Origin of the sequence: Clostridium sp. TW13 (assembly GCF_024345225.1) — a bacterium.
Lineage (GTDB): Bacteria > Bacillota > Clostridia > Clostridiales > Clostridiaceae > Inconstantimicrobium > Inconstantimicrobium mannanitabidum.
In genome coordinates, this window is the sequence record NZ_BROD01000001.1 from 3486983 (window position 1) to 3508749 (window position 21767).

The window sequence follows — 21767 nt, forward strand, 5'->3', positions numbered from 1 at the left end:
CCTAAATTCTAAGAAACATAATACTGCGCCTGCGATGTCCATAGTTTATAATATAATCCTGCCTCGTCCTTGATTAAGGTATCATGATTACCAACTTGTACAATCTTTCCTGCATCAAATACAACTATATTATCACAGAAACGGCAACTAGACATTCTATGTGAGATAAAGATTGAGGTTTTATCTAATACAAGTTCATTGAACTTTGAGTATATTTCATATTCAGAGATTGGGTCCAAGGCACTTGTTGGTTCATCAAGAATTACTAATGGTGCATCCTTGTATAATGCTCTGGCTATAGCTATTTTTTGTGCTTCACCACCTGAGATTTCTACTCCTTCTTTTTCATTTTGATAAAGATTTGTACCAAGTCCATCCTTCATTTTTCTTATACGTTCTGCCACTCCTGCCTGCTCTAAGGTTTCCCAAGCTCTTTCTTTGTCTACCTCTACTGAAGCTGCCACATTTTCAGCTATTGGGAAAGAAAACAGGTTGAAATCTTGGAACACCACAGAAAACACTCTTAAATATTCAGCATAATCATATTTTTTAATATTGATACCATTAAGAAGAATCTCTCCTTCTGTAGGATCATAAATTCTACAAAGCAGCTTGATAAAAGTGGTCTTCCCTGCACCATTTTTACCTACTATAGACATCTTATTGCCAATACTTAACTTTAAAGAAACATTGTCCAAAATCAAATCTTCACTGTTTGGATAGTGGAAGGACACATTCTTAAATTCTATTTCATACTCATTATCATCTCGTTTTTCCACTGGCAAGGTTCCTTGATATTTTACATTCTCAAGGTCTAAGAAATAGCAGTAATTGTTTAGATATTGCCTCTGCAAATTTAAATATGCATATCTTTGAACTACACCTGACAATGAAGCAGTAAATTTTGTAATAGTACTTACATACTTAAGTACACTACTAACACTGATTAATCCTAGTATCCCTTTAACCCCAACATATCCATAGGTTAAAAACATAACAGCCTGATTATTAATCTCCATTAGTCCACTCCATCTACTAAATACTCTTTCAATCTCTCTCATATCTTCAATCACTGCTTCTCTAGCATTCCACATCTCTTCCATTATCATATTACACATATTATATATTCTTATATCTTTCCCTAGCTTATAATTGTTAGGCAAGCCAACAAAGTAACCAAACTTACGATTAGAATCCACATTTTTTTCAAAGAACTTATACTGTACAACATTTTGTTTATTTAATATGCCAAAGTTTAAAAGTATAGAAATTATCATTACACCAAATAACAAAACAGCTAATAATGGAGAATTAAAAAGATGCATAATTGAACTTTGACTTTTCATAGGTACAACTATAAACAAGGAACTTAATAATACTATAGAGCAAATCAATGAAATAATATCACTAATAATATCTCCTAACGTATTAAGAAAGGAATATATACCTCCATTGCTATTCACACCTTCTTCAGCCTTATGCAGCAAATCTAAAGTTTCCTTTTTTTCTAGCACTTCATAATCTAACATTAATGCCTTTTCTGCTAATTTAGATTTTATATATAACTCTATATATAACTTTTTTACTTTTACACTTCTTTCTAATAACGCATTCAATATTCCAAAAACAAGATTTATTCCTACCATCCAGTAAACATAATTTAAAATAATTTCTTTGTTTCTGTTTGATAATATGTTATCTAGGATTAAAGAACTAAATATAATATTTATATAAGGTATTGTGGCTTTTATTATATTTTGTACAAATATTAAAACAATAAAAGATTTTGAGATACCTGAAACCATGCTCAATATAGATTTACAATCCTTAGCAAAGGCTTTAAAGTGCGAATTCTTCATTTTCTTCTCCCCCCACCTCTTCTTTATAATAATGGCTCTGTATTTCAAACATTTGAGCATATTTACCATTCATGTTCATAAGCTCTTCGTGAGTTCCATCCTCTGCCACTTTTCCATTTTCAAAGAATAGAATACGGGTACAGAATTTAGTACTTGCTAATCTATGTGAAATAAATAGTGAAGTTTTATCCTCTGTTAATTCATTGTATTTCTCATATAGTTCACTTTCAGCTATTGGATCTAAAGCAGAGGTTGGCTCATCAAGAATAATGATTGGAGCATTTTTATATAGAGCCCTAGCTAACATCATCCTTTGCATTTGTCCACCTGATAGTAAAATACCATCTTTATTAAGACTTTGAGTTATATACGTTTTTTCTTTATCCTTTAACGAATCTACTTTATCTTTTAACCCAGCTAACTCTAAACATTTATTTATCCTGCTATAGTCAATCATGCTTTCTTCGCAAGCTGCTACATTTTTTGCTATAGTAAAAGCTAAAACCTCAACATCTTGGAATACAACACCTATTAATTTATAATATTCTTCTATATCATAGTCTTTTATGGATTTACCATTAACTAAAATCTTTCCTTCAGTTGGGTAGTAAAGCCCAGAAAGTAATTTAACTAGAGTAGTTTTACCTGCACCGTTATTACCAACAAGAGCTATTTTACTTCCTCCATTTATTTTAAGATTTAAATTAGAAATAGTATCTCTCTCTGCCCCTGGATATCTAAAAGAAACATCTTTAAATTCAATTGTTAATGGAAAATCTGAAGGTTTTGGAACCTCACAACCATTTGCATGATTAAATACTTCACTAATTTCTTCATAAGCACGATAATCATTTACCCCCATATTGGCTCTTTTTAAGTTGGAATAAGCTGTTACTGACTCATTAAGCCAAGAAGAAAAACCTGCAATTACACCAACAAACAATGTAAAGGTAAATACACTTATCTCTTTATCTAACACCATGGAAATCAACATAGAATAAGCTACAATATCTCTAATAAATAGAAGAATATTATCTGATAGACTAGGTAAAAAATAGCGATATTCTACCCTTTTATTCCATGTTACTCTTTTCTTAATAAGCTGTTGAAATACATTATAAAACCAAGTTTCCATCTTATATATTCTCGCATCTTTTCCATTTATTAAAGATGTAGAATTTTTATATAAATAATCAATCTTCCTATCATATTTTACATAATCCTCTTTGTGTTTCTCATCATAATTTCTAGCATAGGAAGCAAGTATAAAATTTAACACAGCCATCAATATCAGTATTATTATGATTATATAATTAAGTGAAGATATCATAGCTCCATAGGTAATTAATCCTACTATATTAACAAAAAACTTAGGTGTACTCTTCATCATAAATTCAATCCCAACCCAGTTTGTGCTAAAAGAATTTATTGCTTTTTGAATTAATATTTGCTTATCCTGTGGCTCAACGTTAGGATAATCCGTTTTCATTAGCTTCTTTGAATTTTCAAAAAAGAATTCTTGTATTCTAGCTAAAGTGTTTTCCATATCAATAACAGTAAATAAATATTGTTTTAAGTATAATAAAATAGCATTTAGTACTGTAACCCCCCCCATAACAAGCAAAAATTCCTGAATACTAGCCTTATCAGTAATAAGCCCAACAGCTATAGCTGGTATAACTGTAGCCATAATTGGAATCAATATTTCACTTAACATTTCAAGCGGAATCTGAAACCTAAGTTTCTTATTAAAATTAAAGACTCTTCTATAAACATAGACCATATTTTTAAATAATGAATACTTCATATAAACCTCCCCTTAGGCATCTGAAAATAAACTCACATACATTCATTTATTTTTTCACAATGCCTTATTGCTTCATTATCTGTATTGTATAAAAAAATGTCCCCTATAATAAAAAAAGTACACGAGTTGTTTAAAATCGTGCACCAGTGGTTAATGTGCTCAAAGTAATATCTTAATTTTTACTTGTGAGAATATCTTAAAGTGGCAGCATTATTTCAGTCACGAATACTCCAGGTTCATTTTTACGGTTTATGAAACCCTCATATTTGTTTACTATATTATCAATCCTTTTTAAACCATGCCCATGATTTCCTCTCTTATTGGTTATATACTCATGATCAAACTTTCTTACAAGCTCCTTTGTGGAATTAGTCACTGAAATATATAGCTGCTTTTTAAAAATTCCAATATAAAGTCTTATAAACTTTTCTTCTGATTCAGCCATGGTCTCACAGGATTCTACTGCATTATCACAAAGGTTTCCAAGAAGAACGCATAAATCAATATCTGTAATTTTGAGCTTTTCTGGTACACTAACCTTACAGTTAATATGAATCTGCTTTTCTTGAGCAAGAGACAATTTGCTATTTAAAATAGCATCCAAATTAACATTTCCTGATTTAACGATAAAATCAATACCATCCAAATCATTTTCAAGCTCATTTAAATATTCATCAGCTAAGTCATAATGCTTCATGGCAAGATGTGCCTTTAAGGTCTGCATATGATTATGATAGTCGTGCCTCCACCCCCTCATGGTCATATAGATGCTTTGAACCTCTTCAACATGCTTTTGCACAGTTTTAAATTGATACTCAGCCACACTGTCTTCATAGCTTTTCTTCATAAACAGTTGATTATTATGAGATAACAAAAGAACTACAGTGGATAATATATAGTCAATCCATACAGCTTTTTCATAATAATTTATGGTTACATATAAACTAAAAAATAAATAAAAGCCAAACAATATGTATGAAAATATAGAAACTCTGTTTTTCTTAAGATGCAATAAGAAAAACATCAGCATCAAAAGCAGGTTGTAATTACAAGCTAATGTCATATTAAATGGTATAAATCTGCTTATAATAACTGCTGTTCCTAAAGAAACTACAAAAAGACATACAGATTGTAGCATTCTCTTTTTAAATGATTTCTCTGGTAAACTCCAAATGAAATATACACATATAAATGCATAGAATAAAACATCTATCATAATTGTTGCCCTCTATAATATTTTATAAAAGCTTCATTAAAATTCTTATAATTACTTCTACTGATTGGAACTTCAACTCCATTTGATAACATGCAGCTTGATTTATTTATCCTGTCCACATGCTTTAAATTCACTATATATGAACGATGAACACTTATAAAATCTTCGTGCTCAAGATTCTCAAAAACCTGATTTATGGTTGATTTTATTTCATAGCTCTTATCCAAGGTTACTATATTTACATAATGTTTTATTGACTCAATATAAAGAATCTGACCTTGCTCAAGTTTTATTGTTTCCCCAGAATAGTTGAAGATATAATATTTCTTGTTGCTTTTTTTAAGCTTATTATTCACTTCATCTAGCAATATATATAAGTTATCTAGCCTTACTGGTTTTAAAATATATCTAAAGGCATTTACTTCATAACCATCTAATACATAATCCTTTATTCCTGTTAAAAAAATTATCATAAGTTCTTCATCTTGGGTTCGTATTTTCTTTGCAAGCTCTATTCCATTCATATCTCCCATCTGTATATCAAGAATTAATATATCAAAAGCATATGACTCCATATTTTCAAAAATCAATTCTTCTGCACTGTTATAAGTTTTAATCTCACAGAAAATATTCCTAACATTTGCCCAAGTTTTAATCAGTACACTTAAGTATTCTAATTGTGTTTTATCATCATCACATAATCCTATTATCATTTTGCACTCCTAACTTTAGTTTATATATAAATATAAAAACATATTTATATTTATTGGAAAAATGGGGGGGTGAAACACTTATCACTTTAAATTCTACTCATTTTGAGAATATTCTCCGTACTCACAACCTGCATTATTTATCTCAAGATGGTCGATTAAAATCTTATCCTTGCCCTGCTTTTTATAGAGCTTAATCTCTCCAAAGCCAGTCCCGCCATTCCAAAGTCTGTTGTGTTTCTTTTCACCACTAGGTGATTCGTAATTTATTAATAACATTTCATTTCTATCACATTGTAATGTAAGTTCCATAATTGAATCTCTATTGCTTGCATTGACTGACCACTTATGATATTTTTCACCCTCTATAAATTCAAAGTTTACATCACTTCTTGTCCAGAATTTAGAGAAATTATATTCATACATCTTTCCTTCATAGTACATACCAATTAGTAGCTTACGATCTAGTGGTATTCCATATATTTTAGGCCTTCCGCCACCAGCTTCAACTACAGAATTAGTTAAAACCTTATCAGTAATCAGGCTTTTCATATTACAACTACTGATCCATAGCCAAGGAGAAGTAAAATCACAGCCCCAATTCTTATCCGCATAACCATAAGACTTTTCAGGTATAACATCATAGGTTACTCCATCTAGTACAACTTCCCCTTCATACTCTGTTTTAATTCCTTCAGCATGCCAAAACATCTCAAAGGCATTTATTGCACGAAAAAACTTTGATGCACCATATCCAACATTATAAGCAATCTTTTTATTTATTTTAATATCCCAGCTCATATCACCAGCATCACACATAAATTCTGGATGCTTTAAAGATTCCTGCTCTGTAACAGCACAAGTTCCCTTCATATGGCTTTCAGATAAAGTACACTCACCCATTTTTAAATTAAGAGTATCCGGTTCTGAAAAAAATTCAGTGATTGGGTAAAAGTTATGAATCTGTTTAGGATTATCCCCCCAAGCTCCTACCTTCACCAAGGCATAAGATGGTTTTTTGTGCTTTACTTGGTTTTCTAATGATTGTCCAAGTATAGGCTTGTCTCCTCCTAAAACAGGATTACATACAAAATACTCTATAAAAAATGCTTTTGCTTCTCCAGTTTCATGATTGTATGCTGTGAAGTTATGCCACCACCAATCATATCCTTTCTTAGCTAAAGCTCCTTTTAACATAAATAAATCACGACTAAGATCACTTTTGTTCATAAGTTAACACCTCTTAAGAATTATTCTATTGCTAATTACCAATAAATTCAATGACTTATTTATAAGAACTTTTCCTGATATCACGCTAATATGATATCAACATATCATTATATCTTGATATCAAGAAACTCATGAATGCAAGGTTTAACCGCTGTAACTTACTATTTAACACAAATAAACTCCTAAGTAACTCACATCGTACTTAGGAGTTTATTTTATACCTTACTAATTGCTGCTTTTTTCAAAGAAGTTCCTACCAAACTAAGTATAAGAATGTAAATTGGATATGCAAAAATAAGAAACATTACCAATAATCCTAAACCAAAGTCAGTTCCACTGTATTCAAACAATGGTGGAAGAAGTGACCTAATAAAAATTGTTAAAACAGAATAAGGAAACCACAGTATAGCTAAAATCATAGACCACCAACTACCATTTAACCATTTATATGAGATTATAGGCACGATGGCAGTTATAAACAAAAATATTACTAGATAAAAAAATCCACACATAGTAGAGAATGCTTCATCACTCATATTAAGTGCTTTTTGTATAAAGTATTGATCAGCTGCAAAACTAGTAACCAAATAGAATAAAAGTCCCAATAGTAATCCTGATAAATTTATTTTTAAAAATGTCTTCAGCAAAGGTCCTCCCCCAATTTGAAATATATGATTACATAGTAACATGAAGTAATATTAATTACAATAAAATGTAATTTATTGATTAAAATACAACTAGCTTTTACAGGCCTTTATACACTTTACTGCTGAAACATTTTTGTCTTTAACCTCAAGCATTATATCTATATCTTCTCTATCTAACCTTTGATAGAAGTTCATAAATTCATGTGTATCTATTGTTTCTGAGTGGGCGCCTGGTTTCTTTAATGGATCTTGCTGAGAATAGTGCATCTTTTGCTTTCCATCTTTACCTGTCCAAGTTCCCTTGCATTCATTAATCCAATCAATATCGCTCTTTTCTTTGTCATAAGGATTGATTTCATTATGTAAGTTATCAAAAATAACAGGAATATTAAGTCTTGCACTTATCTCTAAAACTTCATTTATGTTGTATAGTTTATCATCATTTTCTATAACAAGTCTTTGTTTTACGGACTTCTCTAAATAAGCATAATTATCTATAAATCTCTCCATAGCTGTCTTCTTATCATTGTAAACACCACCTATATGCAATATAAGCTTATGAGCTTCTCCAACTCCAAGACTGTCTAAAACCTTTGTATGATAATTCAAATCTATCATTGCCTTTCTTACTACTTCTTCATTAGGAGAGTTTAAAACTGTATACTGCCCTGGGTGCATTGAAACTCTCATCCCACTGCTTTGAATTTTACTTCCTATTCTGAAAAACTTATCAGAAAATATCTGCCACCAAGGTATATTATTTACTGGACTCGATCCAAAAGGAATAATATCAGAGCTTATTCTAAAAAGCATTATATTATTTTCTATATTATAATCAATTATATTTTCAAGTGAATTTAAGTTATGTGAAATTAATTCTAATAACCTATCTTCATTTGCATTTTTAAGTATGCAGCTCTTTAAATTAGTATTAGGAACTCCAACAGTTAAACAAGCATATCCTATACTCATCTTATACCTCCCTTATGATTTGATTATATATATATATAAACTATCTCTTATTATCATTAGTTATCTTTTAGTTATTTATCCGATAGCTAGCATCCGTAACACTCCAACTTTATATGAAACTCCTCTTCCTAAAGTCAGATGAGTACTCACAGAGTAAGCGATCATCATCAAATCATAGATTTGAGATGTCTGCTTAACCGATTCACACTAAATTATAGATTTAGGTTCTCTGCTTAAGTTGGAGATAACAGCTGCACGCTCATGGATAAGTTCAACTAAGATTCAGATGGGATCAAACCCCACCTGAATCAAGTTTCACTTGATATCTATTATAATAAAAAAAATTACTTATAAATAAAAAAACTTTCAAATAGGGCTTGTCCCTACTTGAAAGTTTTTTGTTAACATACTAGTTCTCTATTGAATAAAATTCTAGCTAACCATTATATAAATTTAAATTAGTATCCAAAGCCTTTTAAAACACCTAATCCATCTGAAACTACTGATGGTAAATACATCTTATATGATACTTGCATTACTATTGCTGTAATAATAATCATTGCTGCAAAAGATAAAAATAGAATATATGTTAATTTATCCTCATCAACAATTCCAGCTCCCTTTATAGCTACTGCTACATAGAAATATCCTAATAAAGCACCAAATGATACAATAAATATACTCCATGTAGGCATTACAAGCGCAAATAAGCAAGCAACTAATGAAAATGGTATTGATGCTAGACTTTTTGAACTTGCTACACATAGCATTTGTTTATAATCTGTATTAAACTTAAATATAACCTTTGTAAAAAATAGTAATAAAGCTGCTAAAACGCATGCTCCACCAAAAGTTAATATGAAAGTTACCAAAAAGATTTTTAAAAGTGGAAAGCTCAAACTATTTCCCATCCCCATAGCACTATCTAAACCCATGGAACTAAGTCTTCCAAACAGGTTAGTTAATGACAATATTAGAGAATTAACTTTTCCAAATAATATTACTATAAATAATGAGAATATAGCTGCATTTACACCTATGAAACCTAATCCAAGCTTAAAATCACTTGCTTTTACAAATGTTCTAAGCATTGATGCAGGAGATTTCATTGTTTTTGTAGCTACATCACAAAATCTTTTTATGTATAGTGAAAATCCACTTGGCGCAACTTGTTGTTGGTTTATTGGTTGTTGAAATTGTGCTTGTCCATTTTGTGTTGCTTGTTGTGAAACTTGTTCACTTTGACAAGTACAAACTTCTCCCTCTTGAAGTGGTCTCCCACATTTTGTACAAAACTTTGACATATTATTTTCCTCCTAAAATCTATTTACCTAATAATATATTATTAAAAAACAACCAGCCTACTTATTTTCCACTTGCCACCTTCTAAAACAAGATCAACTGTCAAATTAGTTGTTCCTGGAGTTTCAAGTGTCTTACTATCTTTTTCATCATCTCCACTAACAATTGAAGTATATGTATATTGAGCTGTTAATGACATATCTATATAAGAGTTACTATACTCTGCTGTACCATCTTCCTTAAAGTTAGTAAAATTAATGTCCTTTATTTTTTCAAAGAAATCACCTTTACCTTTTGACACAAGATATTCAAATGAACTCTGCATCTCTTTCTGTGTTTCCTCATCAGATGTAAAATAATCTTTTACTGTATCATAAGACTTTCCTGTTAATGCAGCTTTATAAAATTCTTTATATACATCACCAACTTGCTTAACTAAATCATCTTCTACTTGCTTTTTAAGTTTAAGTTCATGTACAGAATGACTTCCACTTTCATCAATGTCCACAGTTTCACTATAATCTTCTGTATACAAACTATTAATTTTTAATTCATGTTTTCCATAAAAAATATTAGTAAGCTTATAAGTATCTGTATCTGATGTACTAGAAGTATCATTACCTTTAACAATATATTTGCTATTTACCTTAACATTATCAATAGTTAAAGTTGTATTTTTAGGAACATACACTGTATATTGGCTAACAACAAGATTTTCTGGTTCAACCTTCCAACTATCAAAAAATAAAAATTTCTTTTCTTTTTGCTTCACTAAATTAATCTTCTTTGAAATTGGAGATGAGCTATTTCTAACTGTATAGTTAATCTCTACAGATTTTGTTAACTCATCCATAGACTTTTTACTATTCACTGTATCTATTACACTAAAGTTTGTAATATCACCAACCTTTGATTTTTCAGCTGATGCCACCTTAGCAAAGCTTTCTTTTGAAATAAAATCACTATCTTTTACATCGAGATATGAATAAGCCTTGTTCCAATCATTTGAACTCATAGATTGAAAATAAGATTTTGCTATTCTTTTAGGATCACTAATATACCTTCCGATTCCCCAAAAAGCTCCAATTGCTATAATTAAAAATGCTACTATTAATAAAGTAACTTTTTGTTTTGTGCTAAAACCTTTTCTTGTTTTATTCTCCTCTTTTGCTATTTGATAATATTCATTTACTCCATACACAGCTTCTGTTTGTTCTACTACTTTATTATTATTAGAACTCTGATTTATTTGCTGTTGTTTTTCTTCATTAACTTCTATAGTTAATTTAGCACCACAGCTATGACAAAAATTTGAATCATCATTATTCTTTTCTCCACATTCTGGACAAAACATACTATTCCCCCTTATATAAATCTAGTTAATTAAAAACACCAAACATGATAAACTTACAATAATTCCTGCTAAATAAAATAAGATTCCAAATGTAAAATATGCTAATTCCCCCTTATTTAGCTACTATATGACACTTTTTTCACCCCCTGAAATGACTTTACCATCATATGAAAAGATTGTACATTATAAAATATCCATTTATTACTCTATTTGCAGTGTGATTTATAACTTATAGTCTATGTATATAAACATGCTCTCTCTTGTAAATAATTAAACATAAAAAAATGTCCCTACATAATGTAGGAAACATCCATTTTAAATTATTATTACTAAAAATTGTAATTAACACTGGTACTGTTTAAAACCTTAAGATCTGGCATATCGCTAACTTTAAACCCATTGCTAGTATTTTTAATAGTATATATATTTCTATATTCCATTAGAGTCGGCTTTTTATTATCATAAGTTATATAAAATTTTTCATAGACTACAAGTTGATATTCATCATTACTAACCTTTTTTGTAGACTCAATAGAATAATAAACTAATTTTTCTTGTATAGACTGTTTTTTATATGATTCAATTAATTTTTGTTGCATATTATATAAAGTGCCATTAGCATCAATATATGGGGACAAAACCGAAAAATCATAGCCATTAACAGCTTTAACAAAATTATATTGATAATCATACATTGCTCTTTCAACACCTGTCATTTCATACTGTGAAGAATAACCAGTACTTGGATCAACATTGGGATTTATTGCATACTTAGGTAAATAACTTTCTGAAGCAGAACCTACATATCTTTCACTTATTAAATTCAAATCTACATTTCTAAATATCCCATCTCTAACATTATTTTTAGTTTTATACTTTAAAATATATTGTTCCTTTTGTTTCTTAAATATATCACTGTATATCTGTTGAAGTTTTTCTACATCACTTATGTGAGTAAAATAGCCGCCTGTTTTTTCACTAATATCTCGTAATACATTCGTATCAACATCATCACCAATACCTATTATATAAATTGGAATTCCTAACTTTTTTCCTAAATCAGCAACATACTCAGAAGTCACTTTGCTTTTATTATCTAATCCATCAGTAAAAGCAATTATACATTTAGGTCCATTTTTTTCGCTTGTCTCTACAAGTGATGTATTTAATGCATCGTAAAAAGCAGTTTCACTATTAGTACTTAAATTTTTTAGTGTTCCATCAATCCTATCTTTTTGACTTGTAAATCCTTGTGCAATGGATACTGATTCATTAAATGTAATTAATTCAACTGAATCTCCTGAATTAAATTGAACTGAATTAATAAAATTTCTAGCAGCAGTTTTAGCTATATCAATTTTATTACCTTTCATACTATCACTTGTATCCATAACTAAATTAATACTTAATGGTTGATTTAAATTCATCTGTCTTAAATCTAATATTTCTTCCTCAACTGAATTTTTAGAATTAGTTTCTTTTATCTTCATATAATTCTTAGTCAAATTCTTCAGAACCTTACCATTACTGTCTTCTGCAGTAAAATACACACTTATTTCAGGAAAATTTGATGAATCAATTTGATTTATTGAAATCTTACTATCAGCAGGTTTAGACACCTTACTATTCATACTACCGCCGTTGTCATTTACTAAAGTTTCACTACTAGAACTAAAAAGTTTCTTTATTTTATCGCTTGAAAAAGTAAATACCAACAAGAAAACTAAAGCACAGATTCCAACTCCCAATAAAGATAAAACTATTTTTTTATTTGACTTAGGTTTGATTTTACTCTTTTCTAAATTGGAATTGGACGTATCATTATCTTGCTTTTGCACCTTACCACAATTACCACAAAACTTATCTCCATCTTCTAATTTTTTGCCACAGTTACCACAAAACATACTTTTCTTCCTTTCACTACTGTTGATTTTATACTGCATATCCTTTTATATAAATAATTAATAATATACTTATTGCTCCATTAACCTACATTAATATGAAAGACCTTGTTGAAAATTTCTTGTATATTATATCAGTATTTAGTTTTACATTACAAGAAAAAGTATGCAATCAAAGCAATAATCAGCTATACTTCTATGCTAAATTCTCCTGCAACTTCTTTTTTAAATCTATCAACAAATGAATGTACAAAAGAAATTTTATCTTCAAAAATTTTACGAGATACATCATAATTAAGTAATTCCCTAAGCCTTTGAACTTCATCATCAAATTCATTATCATAGAACTCTATTGATTTGTGCATTGGTTCGTCTGTATGTGCATAATATTGAAAATTGATCCACATTTCAATAGAACCAAAATGATCAAGTATGTCCGCATCCTGTACTATTTTTATATAATCTGAATAATCTTTGTCCATCTTTCTTAAACTGTGATAATATATAAGTTCAGATATTTTATTGATTTCTTGTTCTGTGCAGTAATCTTTAAGAATTTCTTTCATCAACACAGCTCCATAAGTTCCATGAGGTTCTATGCCCTTGGCTACGTCGTGAAATAAGCATGCTGTAATTAAAATTTCATCATATGAGCTATCCTCTGGTAAAATTATCTTTCTTAAGTTTATTGCCACCTTAGATACTCTTACTCCATGATAATAAGTAAATCCTTTTTCCCTCTCTAAATGGGCTTTTCTATTTGCCATCATTTTTTGCGCAAGTTCTTGAAGTGCGTTAATATCCATTACATATCCCTCTTCTCTATACAAATTCATTCTTATTAAAACAAAAATTCCAATTATAATTATATATCTTATAATTGGAACTTCCTACATGCTTATATTAACTTTCTTTTCACGTACCCCTTATTAAAATAAATACTTAATGCTATAACAGCTCCTATCACTAAAACCATAAGCTCTTGAAAGGTATGATAGTTAACCAAAAATAGTCCAACAATTAATATAGATGCAACTACAAAAAATCCTAAATATCCTTTAGATATTAAATTCTTTGAGTATACCTTGCTTATAAGAGAAACACAGATTAAAATCCAAGCACTTAAAAACAAATAATTGGCAGATTGATTTAATACGTTAGGTATGGAGTTATTTATCTTATCCCATGTTGCTCTAGAAACTTGGGAATCATAATAATCTTGAGAATCAGTTAACTTATAATCTATTGAAAACTGATTTATTCCTCTCAAACCACCATTTCCATTGATTGTAGCCATTTCTTTAGGTACATCTTTTTTGTATTCATACTCAACTTTTGATGAATTCCTTATTGCAATATAGTACAACCCGTTTGTTCGCTCATTAAATTTATCAAGAAATGTGGTTATTTCCTGTTTTGTATTCTCATCTAGAGAAGTTTTATTGCTTATTTTACTAGAAATAACTTGGAAAGCATACTCTGATGTATTTTGATCATATGCTGTATATAATTCATGATTTACGTGTGCAAAATCGCAAGCTAGATTAATCCCTTTAAATATAACTCCAACTAAAAATATAACTAAGGCAACTCTTGTAAGTATCTTTGCAAACTTATTTTGCTTATTTAAAATATCATTCATTTCATTTATTACTAAATTCTCTTGGCCAAAATTTGAGATTGCCTTTTTTATACTTTCTTCCTCACTTAACCCTTGTTTCTTTAATTCTTCAACTTCCTCATATAAATGAGCCTTTGTTTCCTCCTTCATTATTATGGTTTCTTCATCTTTTTCATCAAAGTTCTTGTAAATCTTATTTATATAATCATCAAGCTTCTTCATATTAATTTCCCCTCATAAAGTTATTTAGAGTTTTCTTAAACTCATTCCATTCTTCCACACTTCTATCAAAACACTCTTTACCTTCTTTAGTAATTGAGTAGTATCTTCTTCTTCCACCACTTGTACCTTCTGTATCATTCCAGTAACCTTGAAGGTACCCCTTCTTTTCTAACCTTTTTAAGGATACATATAAGGTTGCTTCTTTAATATTAAATTCATCATTTGATTTTTCTTTAATCTTCTTTACAATTAAATATCCATACATATCCTCATCATACAACACAGATAAAACAATTGAGTCAATGTAGCCTTTAAGAATCTCCTTGTCAAATTCCACCAACTTACCCTCCTAGATATTATTTCATTAAGCAAAGTACTTAATATTGTTTAGTACTCTTATAGTATAAACGAAAGTACTTTATATTATCAAGTACTTTTCGAAACTTTTTAGAAATATCTTGAATATTTATTTATTCCCTTTATAATTTAGTATAGGAAAAGAGCAGCACTATTTGTTCAGATAGTGTTGCTCTTTCTTAATTACAACTATTAATTTATTAACTTACATAGCTTGTACTATATACCATATGCATAGAAAATAAGTAGGACTTCAATTTTAGATATGCTTTATTATATATACATCCCAACATTAACAGAAATAGTTTCTAATTTTCTTAACCTAACAACTGCAAAAATACTTACACAAATTAAAGCTAATGCAATAATTATATACGCAACAAAATTTATCTTTGCTAAAAAGGATGGAATTATTAAAGTTCCAAATAGATTAAAAACACAATGTCCAGCTATATTACCATACAACGAACCTGTATACATATTTATTAAAGCTAATATTATGCCTAAAAAGAAGGTATAAATTCCTTGGAGTATGTTTCCGTGCATTATTGCGAACACGAGAGCTTGTACAATTATAGCAAATACTATATTAAAATTATTTTTTAACCAGTAAAAAATTACTCCCCTAAAAAATATTTCTTCAAAAATAGGAGCTAAAACTATCACAATAAAAAATTGAAAAACTGTAGTAGTTGAACTTTCAATAGTATTTGATACATTCTTGTAACTAAAAAATATATTAGTAGCAAGACCAACAAATACAGCGGTTAACATAGCAACTCCTACCACTAACAAACTGGTATATAAAACCTTTTTTATACTGCACTTCTTAAAATTGCATCTTTTTAATAAGCTTGCCTTTGTTGGTATACAAAAAATAAATAACACTACCAGCATTATTGTATTAACTACTAAGAGTATAAGACTAATATTCCTATTTACCACCTCTTGTAAACTATCTACTACAATATGACTTGACTTTTCATTATTAGCTAATGCATAGCCAAACATAAAGACAATCCCACCTATTGCAGATATAAAGAAATACAACGCTGGTAATAATATAACCGTTACTATGAATTCACCTAATTTTTTCATACTAATCTCCTAACTAATTAACTTTAAGGTAATCTAATCGATATAATGATAATTTTAGCCTACATCGTGTTTTCTAATTAAAAACTCACACTTTTATTATCACATTTATTAATACCCTTGCAGAACATATTACTACATTTAACTCACTGTGTAAATATTTTGATTTGAATACAAATTATACTTAGCATCTTGCAATTTAGCAGTAGTAATTGTTAAACTATGAATGTTCTTAATTGCCTATTTGTAATACACATTGACCTTTATATAAAACCGATATAGAATAAATGTTATATATTTCTTTTGCTTTTAAAATATAGCTATAAATCTACGTTACGCACAATACATAACTCCAAATGATACTATATGAACACTAAAACAATTTGAGAACGTAGAGTAATTAAAAATTCAAATAATTATATAGAGGTTACTATAATGGAATCAATAAAAGAGCATATTTTACAATTAGAATATAATTTATTAAAATCAGAAGTAAGAAAATCCTCAGAAAAGATAAATAAGCTATTATCAGATGATTATATTGAATTTTGCAGTTCTGGAATTGAGTATCATTATAAGAATGGTGATATTTTTCAATCACAAGATGATAATACAGAACTTAAATGGGATATTGTAGATTTTGAAATAAAGCAGCTATCTGACGATTGTATATTAGCAATCTATAAAGTTAAAAAGAACAATGGAGTAAATGAAAGTAAAAAATACTCTCTTCGCAGCTCCATTTGGAAATGCTTTAATGGACATTGGAAGATGATTTTTCATCAGGGAACCTTAACAACAAAATCTATATTTAAGAAATAAAGACTTTATATAAAAGAACTACAATGACTGGAGGTGACTTTAGTAGGAGTTTTAAATACACTCCCACTAAAACTAATAAATGAGTTATAAATTTGCTACAGAAAATATTAATTATGAAGATTATTCAAGTGGAAGAGTCCTTTATAATCAACATGGAACCACCTCTTTCCCAGTGAGACTAACTAGCGAAATATTTCAAAGATGCACAAATATCTTAAAACAGGATGGAAACTTAGGCCCATATTCTATATATGATCCTTGTTGTGGTGGTGCCTACCTACTAACTACTATAGGCTACTTATTTGGTGAAGATATATTAAAAATCTACGGTTCTGATGTTGATACAACTGTATTGGAGCTTGCAAAGAAAAATCTTTCCTTGCTAACTGAAGAAGGCTTGAAAAATCGTGCTGAACAAATAAGGCAAATGATTTCAGAATACGGAAAAGAATCACATAATGAAGCATTACAAAGTTCATTAAAACTGATGAATACTATAAAACATATGTCTCACCGTATAAATATTAATTGCTTTACAAGTGATGCTACAAAACCTAATAATATCAATAAAATAGACCCCATTGATATTGTAATTACAGATTTACCTTATGGAAAAATTGTAGATTGGATTGGTTCTTCAAATGAAGATGAAGCTATTTTCAATTTACTTGATAATATGCTTACTAAGCTATCAAACAATGCTGTGGTTGCAATTGTATCAAGAAAAAAGATTAGCATCAATCACCCTAAATATAAAAGGGTTGATCACTTTAAGATAGGTAAACGTCAAATTATTCTATTAAGACCTTTATTATAAGTTATCCACAAATTTGATTTTATTATGATTTCCTAAAGAATAATAAAAAAAGCTATGAAACTGTAGATTAGTTTCATAGCTTTTGCATTTTTATCTATTAAGACATCTTCAAAAATAAGTAAGTCTATATAGTATCTTTTGATCATTAAGATAATTCAAAGGCTCCTGTATAAAGTTGATAATACTTGCCTTTTTGTTCTATTAATTCTTCATGATTTCCACGTTCAATAATATTTCCTTGTTCAAGAACCATAATAACATCAGAATTCTTTACTGTTGAAAGTCTATGGGCAATTACAAACACTGTTCTGCCCTTCATAAGTTTGTCCATTCCTTCTTGAACAATAGTTTCTGTTCTTGTATCAATACTTGAAGTTGCTTCATCAAGAATTAATACTGGTGGATCTGCAATCGCAGCTCTAGCAATGGCTAATAATTGTCTTTGACCTTGTGATAGATTACCACCATCTCCTGTGATTGTAGTTTCATATCCATTTGGTAAGTGCTTAATGAATTGATCTGCATTTGCAAGCTTAGCTGCTGCATATACTTCTTCATCTGTTGCATCTAACTTACCATATCTAATATTATCAGCAATTGTACCTGTAAATAAATGAGTATCTTGAAGTACAATTCCTAGAGATCTTCTTAAATCATCCATTTTTATTTTATTAATATTGATTCCATCATATCTTATCTTACCATCCTGAATCTGATAGAATCTGTTGATTAAGTTAGTGATAGTAGTCTTTCCTGCACCTGTAGCTCCTACAAATGCTATCTTTTGACCTGGATTTGCAAATAGCTTTATATTGTGTAATATAATCTTACTATCATTATATCCAAAGTCTACATCATCAAAAACTACATCTCCAAGAAGTCTTGTGTAAGTAACAGTACCATCTCCATGTGGATGTTTCCAAGCCCATACTCCTGTATGTTCCTTAACTTCTTCTATGTCTCCAGCTTCATTTACCTTAGCATTTACTAGAGTTACATATCCTTCATCAGTTTCTGGCACTTCATCAAGAATCTTAAATATACGTTCTGCTCCAGCTAAAGCCATGATGATTGAATTAAGTTGCTGAGATGCTTGGTTCATGGTTTGACTGAAACTTCTTGTTAATTGTAAGAAAGCTGCAAGGGCTCCAAGAGTGAAAGCACCTACCTTCCCAATAGCAAGCATTGATCCAAAAATAGAAACCAATACATAGTTTATATATCCTATGTTTCCCATTATAGGCATTAGGATGTTTGCAAACTTATTTGCATTATTAGCACTATCAAAAAGCTTGTCGTTTAATTCATTAAATCTATCTTTTGCCTCTTCTTCATGACAAAATACTTTTACAACCTTTTGACCTTCCATCATTTCTTCTATATATCCATTTACTGTACCTAAGTCTCTTTGCTGCATTCCAAAGTACTTTCCACTCTTACCACCAATAAATTTAGTAACATACACTATAAGTGCTATTATTAAAATTTCTATAAATGTTAGTGGTAAACTTAAAACTATCATGGATGCAAATACACTGACAATAGTTATTATAGATGACAATAGTTGAGGTAAACTTTGACTTATCATCTGTCTTAAAGTATCTGTATCATTAGTGTAAAGACTCATCAAGTCTCCATGTGCATGAGTATCAAAAAACTTTATAGGTAAACTCTGCATATGAGCAAACATATCATCTCTAATTTTCTTTAGTGACCCTTGAGAAATTATAATCATAATCCTACTATATACATAAGTTGACACTACACCTACATAATAAACAATTGCTATAAATCCCATTGCTTTTAATAAAGGAGTAAAATTAGGTGCTGATTGCTTTAACATTGGTGCAATATAATCATCAATTAAATTCTTTATAAATAAAGTACCTACAACACCAGAAAGAGAACTTATTATAATTCCAATAAAAACCACTAAAAATAGAAGTTTATACTCTTTAAGTACATAAACTAATAATCTCTTTAATGTTTTCATAGGATTGGCGCTGCCTCGTCTAGGTCCGTTAGGTTTCTTCATGTCTTTAGATTTTTCTGCATTATTTTGACTCATCATTATCAGCTCCTTTCACTTGTGATTCAAATACTTCACGATATATAGCATTTGACTTTAGCAATTCATCATGTGTTCCAAATCCATCTATCTTTCCATCATCAAGAACAATAATTTTATCTGCTTCTTGAACTGAAGAAATACGTTGAGCAATTATAAGTTTTGTTGTATCTGGTATTGATTCTTTAAATGCCTTTCTTATAAGAGCATCAGTCTTAGTATCTACTGCACTTGTAGAATCATCTAAAATTAATATCTTAGGTTTCTTTAGTAAGGCTCTTGCAATACACAATCTTTGCTTTTGTCCACCAGATACGTTATTACCACCTTGTTCAATATGGGTATCATACTTATCTGGAAGCAGTTGTATAAATTCATCTGCTTGAGCCTGCTTACATGCTGTTATTAATTCTTCGTCTGTTGCATTCTTATTTCCCCATCTTAGGTTCTCTTTTATTGTGCCTGAAAACAATACATTCTTTTGTAATACCATAGAAACTTCATTTCTAAGAGTTTCTATGTCATAATTTCTAACATCAACGCCACCAACTTTTATACTTCCACCAGTAACATCATATAATCTTGGAATAAGTTGAACAAAACTTGATTTTGCACTACCTGTTCCTCCAATAATTCCTATGGTTTCTCCAGATTTAATAGCTAAATTTATATTCTCTAGGTTTAACTTGTCCATACTTTTACTATAACTAAAATTAACATTATCAAACTCTATAGATCCATCTTTTACTTCATAAACTGGATTTTCTATGTTTGCTAAATCACTTTTCTCTTCTAAAACTTCTACTATTCTTTCAGCAGAGGTTTTTGACATAACTACCATTACAAATATCATTGAAATTATCATAAGGCTGATTAAGATATTTGTTGTATATGTGAATAAACTCATCAATTCTCCAGTTGTCATTGATTTTGAAACTATCATCTTTGCTCCAAGCCAAGATAAAAGCAACATACAAGTATAAACTGTAAATTGCATTACAGGCGCATTAAGAATTATTATTTTTTCAGCCTTTATAAAATATTTATATAAAGTTTCAGAAGCCTTATAGAACTTGCCATTTTCATGATCTTCTCTTACATACGCTTTTACTACTCTGATACCAGTTAAGTTTTCTTGTACACTAGCATTTAAAGAATCATATTTCTTAAAAACCTTTTGAAAATATGGATGAACCCTTGTCATAATGAAATATAGTATTACTCCAAGGAAAATTATTGCTCCTAAAAACACTAGGGCTAACTTTGCATTAATATAAAATGACATAGCCATAGCAGATACAAGCATTAGTGGTGCTCTCGTAAACATTCTTATAATCATTTGATAAGCATTCTGAATATTAGTTACATCTGTAGTTAATCTAGTTACTAGACCAGCTGTAGAATACTTGTCTATATTTGAGAAAGAATATTCTTGGATATTATTGTACATGGCTCTTCTTAAATTTCTAGCGAACCCAGAAGACGCTCTAGCTGCAAACTTTCCTGATAATATACCAAAAGAAAGAGATAAAAATGCTGTAAATAGCATCAATGCACCCATAATACATACATATTTTATATCTGCCTTGTTTACCCCATTATCAATAATTTTTGCCATCAGTAAAGGAATAAGTACTTCCATTACTACTTCTAATCCAACAAATACAGGTGTCAGAATAGAATCTTTTTTGAATTCATCTACATAGCTTATTAATTTTTTTATCATAATTTTCCTCCCTTTGTTAGATTTCTAACTATTACATTAAA

Annotated in this window: 18 protein-coding genes; 2 read left to right on the forward strand and 16 right to left on the reverse strand. The window is 29.6% G+C overall.

Features of this window, described 5'->3' with window-relative positions:
- Positions 1–8 precede the first annotated feature (8 nt).
- From OCU47_RS16085 to OCU47_RS16150, 14 genes are all read right to left on the reverse strand, one after another.
- On the reverse strand, positions 9–1859 hold the full coding sequence (locus OCU47_RS16085) for an ABC transporter ATP-binding protein (protein ID WP_261829627.1): 1851 nt from the start codon (positions 1857–1859) through the stop codon (positions 9–11).
- Entirely contained in the window at positions 1840–3666 is a 1827-nt protein-coding gene (locus OCU47_RS16090; RefSeq protein WP_261829628.1) for an ABC transporter ATP-binding protein, read from the reverse strand. The genes OCU47_RS16085 and OCU47_RS16090 overlap by 20 nt, the downstream gene beginning before the upstream one ends.
- A gap of 196 nt (positions 3667–3862) precedes the next feature.
- Positions 3863–4882, reverse strand: coding sequence for a sensor histidine kinase (locus tag OCU47_RS16095; RefSeq protein WP_261829629.1), 1020 nt, complete (start codon positions 4880–4882; stop codon positions 3863–3865).
- Positions 4879–5595, reverse strand: coding sequence for a LytR/AlgR family response regulator transcription factor (locus tag OCU47_RS16100; RefSeq protein WP_261829630.1), 717 nt, complete (start codon positions 5593–5595; stop codon positions 4879–4881). The genes OCU47_RS16095 and OCU47_RS16100 overlap by 4 nt, the downstream gene beginning before the upstream one ends.
- Positions 5596–5688: 93 nt before the next feature.
- Positions 5689–6822: a tocopherol cyclase family protein gene (locus OCU47_RS16105; protein WP_261829631.1), complete on the reverse strand. Its 1134-nt coding sequence runs from the start codon at positions 6820–6822 to the stop codon at positions 5689–5691.
- 215 nt (positions 6823–7037) lie between these two features.
- A complete protein-coding gene (locus OCU47_RS16110) occupies positions 7038–7469 on the reverse strand; it encodes a hypothetical protein (protein WP_261829632.1) in 432 nt (143 codons plus the stop codon).
- A 90-nt stretch (positions 7470–7559) separates the two neighbouring features.
- On the reverse strand, positions 7560–8441 hold the full coding sequence (gene uvsE / locus OCU47_RS16115) for a UV DNA damage repair endonuclease UvsE (protein WP_376778044.1): 882 nt from the start codon (positions 8439–8441) through the stop codon (positions 7560–7562).
- Positions 8442–8899: 458 nt separating this feature from the next.
- The gene (locus OCU47_RS16120; RefSeq protein WP_261829633.1) at positions 8900–9745 is read right to left on the reverse strand and encodes a hypothetical protein; all 846 of its coding nucleotides are present in this window, start codon (positions 9743–9745) and stop codon (positions 8900–8902) included.
- 41 nt (positions 9746–9786) lie between these two features.
- On the reverse strand, positions 9787–11097 hold the full coding sequence (locus OCU47_RS16125) for a zinc-ribbon domain-containing protein (protein WP_261829634.1): 1311 nt from the start codon (positions 11095–11097) through the stop codon (positions 9787–9789).
- Between the two features lie 329 nt (positions 11098–11426).
- Entirely contained in the window at positions 11427–13001 is a 1575-nt protein-coding gene (locus OCU47_RS16130; RefSeq protein ID WP_261829635.1) for a VWA domain-containing protein, read from the reverse strand.
- Between the two features lie 185 nt (positions 13002–13186).
- Entirely contained in the window at positions 13187–13804 is a 618-nt protein-coding gene (locus tag OCU47_RS16135) for an HD domain-containing protein (protein WP_261829636.1), read from the reverse strand.
- Positions 13805–13896: 92 nt separating this feature from the next.
- The gene (locus OCU47_RS16140; RefSeq protein ID WP_261829637.1) at positions 13897–14841 is read right to left on the reverse strand and encodes a permease prefix domain 1-containing protein; all 945 of its coding nucleotides are present in this window, start codon (positions 14839–14841) and stop codon (positions 13897–13899) included.
- A 1-nt stretch (position 14842) separates the two neighbouring features.
- Positions 14843–15178, reverse strand: a complete 336-nt coding sequence (locus tag OCU47_RS16145) for a PadR family transcriptional regulator (protein WP_261829638.1) — start codon at positions 15176–15178, stop codon at positions 14843–14845.
- A 293-nt stretch (positions 15179–15471) separates the two neighbouring features.
- Positions 15472–16296 carry a CPBP family intramembrane glutamic endopeptidase gene (locus OCU47_RS16150; RefSeq protein WP_261829639.1) on the reverse strand — a complete coding sequence of 275 codons (825 nt, stop codon included), beginning with the start codon at positions 16294–16296 and terminating at the stop codon, positions 15472–15474.
- 432 nt (positions 16297–16728) lie between these two features.
- On the opposite strand from OCU47_RS16150, the gene OCU47_RS16155 reads away from it, so the two are divergent.
- On the forward strand, positions 16729–17115 hold the full coding sequence (locus OCU47_RS16155; protein WP_261829640.1) for a nuclear transport factor 2 family protein: 387 nt from the start codon (positions 16729–16731) through the stop codon (positions 17113–17115).
- Positions 17116–17194: 79 nt separating this feature from the next.
- The gene (locus OCU47_RS16160; protein ID WP_261829641.1) at positions 17195–17932 is read left to right on the forward strand and encodes a hypothetical protein; all 738 of its coding nucleotides are present in this window, start codon (positions 17195–17197) and stop codon (positions 17930–17932) included.
- 145 nt (positions 17933–18077) lie between these two features.
- Here the strand turns inward: OCU47_RS16160 and OCU47_RS16165 are convergent, their stop codons facing one another.
- Both OCU47_RS16165 and OCU47_RS16170 read right to left on the reverse strand, forming a co-directional pair.
- Complete coding sequence (locus OCU47_RS16165) at positions 18078–20000, reverse strand: ABC transporter ATP-binding protein (RefSeq protein WP_261829642.1); 1923 nt, start codon at positions 19998–20000, stop codon at positions 18078–18080.
- A complete protein-coding gene (locus tag OCU47_RS16170) occupies positions 19987–21726 on the reverse strand; it encodes an ABC transporter ATP-binding protein (protein ID WP_261829643.1) in 1740 nt (579 codons plus the stop codon). The genes OCU47_RS16165 and OCU47_RS16170 overlap by 14 nt, the downstream gene beginning before the upstream one ends.
- Positions 21727–21767: the final 41 nt, after the last annotated feature.

What these genes read in the sequence shown, in the direction of transcription:
- OCU47_RS16085 (WP_261829627.1), bottom strand. Translation starts at nt 1,859, where the DNA reads ATGAAGAATTCGCACTTTAAAGCCTTTGCTAAGGATTGTAAATCTATA.
- OCU47_RS16090 (WP_261829628.1), bottom strand. Translation starts at nt 3,666, where the DNA reads ATGAAGTATTCATTATTTAAAAATATGGTCTATGTTTATAGAAGAGTC.
- OCU47_RS16095 (WP_261829629.1), bottom strand. Translation starts at nt 4,882, where the DNA reads ATGATAGATGTTTTATTCTATGCATTTATATGTGTATATTTCATTTGG.
- OCU47_RS16100 (WP_261829630.1), bottom strand. Translation starts at nt 5,595, where the DNA reads ATGATAATAGGATTATGTGATGATGATAAAACACAATTAGAATACTTA.
- OCU47_RS16105 (WP_261829631.1), bottom strand. Translation starts at nt 6,822, where the DNA reads ATGAACAAAAGTGATCTTAGTCGTGATTTATTTATGTTAAAAGGAGCT.
- uvsE (WP_376778044.1), bottom strand. Translation starts at nt 8,441, where the DNA reads ATGAGTATAGGATATGCTTGTTTAACTGTTGGAGTTCCTAATACTAAT.
- OCU47_RS16120 (WP_261829633.1), bottom strand. Translation starts at nt 9,745, where the DNA reads ATGTCAAAGTTTTGTACAAAATGTGGGAGACCACTTCAAGAGGGAGAA.
- OCU47_RS16125 (WP_261829634.1), bottom strand. Translation starts at nt 11,097, where the DNA reads ATGTTTTGTCCAGAATGTGGAGAAAAGAATAATGATGATTCAAATTTT.
- OCU47_RS16130 (WP_261829635.1), bottom strand. Translation starts at nt 13,001, where the DNA reads ATGTTTTGTGGTAACTGTGGCAAAAAATTAGAAGATGGAGATAAGTTT.
- OCU47_RS16135 (WP_261829636.1), bottom strand. Translation starts at nt 13,804, where the DNA reads ATGGATATTAACGCACTTCAAGAACTTGCGCAAAAAATGATGGCAAAT.
- OCU47_RS16140 (WP_261829637.1), bottom strand. Translation starts at nt 14,841, where the DNA reads ATGAAGAAGCTTGATGATTATATAAATAAGATTTACAAGAACTTTGAT.
- OCU47_RS16150 (WP_261829639.1), bottom strand. Translation starts at nt 16,296, where the DNA reads ATGAAAAAATTAGGTGAATTCATAGTAACGGTTATATTATTACCAGCG.
- OCU47_RS16155 (WP_261829640.1), top strand. Translation starts at nt 16,729, where the DNA reads ATGGAATCAATAAAAGAGCATATTTTACAATTAGAATATAATTTATTA.
- OCU47_RS16160 (WP_261829641.1), top strand. Translation starts at nt 17,195, where the DNA reads ATGAGTTATAAATTTGCTACAGAAAATATTAATTATGAAGATTATTCA.
- OCU47_RS16165 (WP_261829642.1), bottom strand. Translation starts at nt 20,000, where the DNA reads ATGAGTCAAAATAATGCAGAAAAATCTAAAGACATGAAGAAACCTAAC.
- OCU47_RS16170 (WP_261829643.1), bottom strand. Translation starts at nt 21,726, where the DNA reads ATGATAAAAAAATTAATAAGCTATGTAGATGAATTCAAAAAAGATTCT.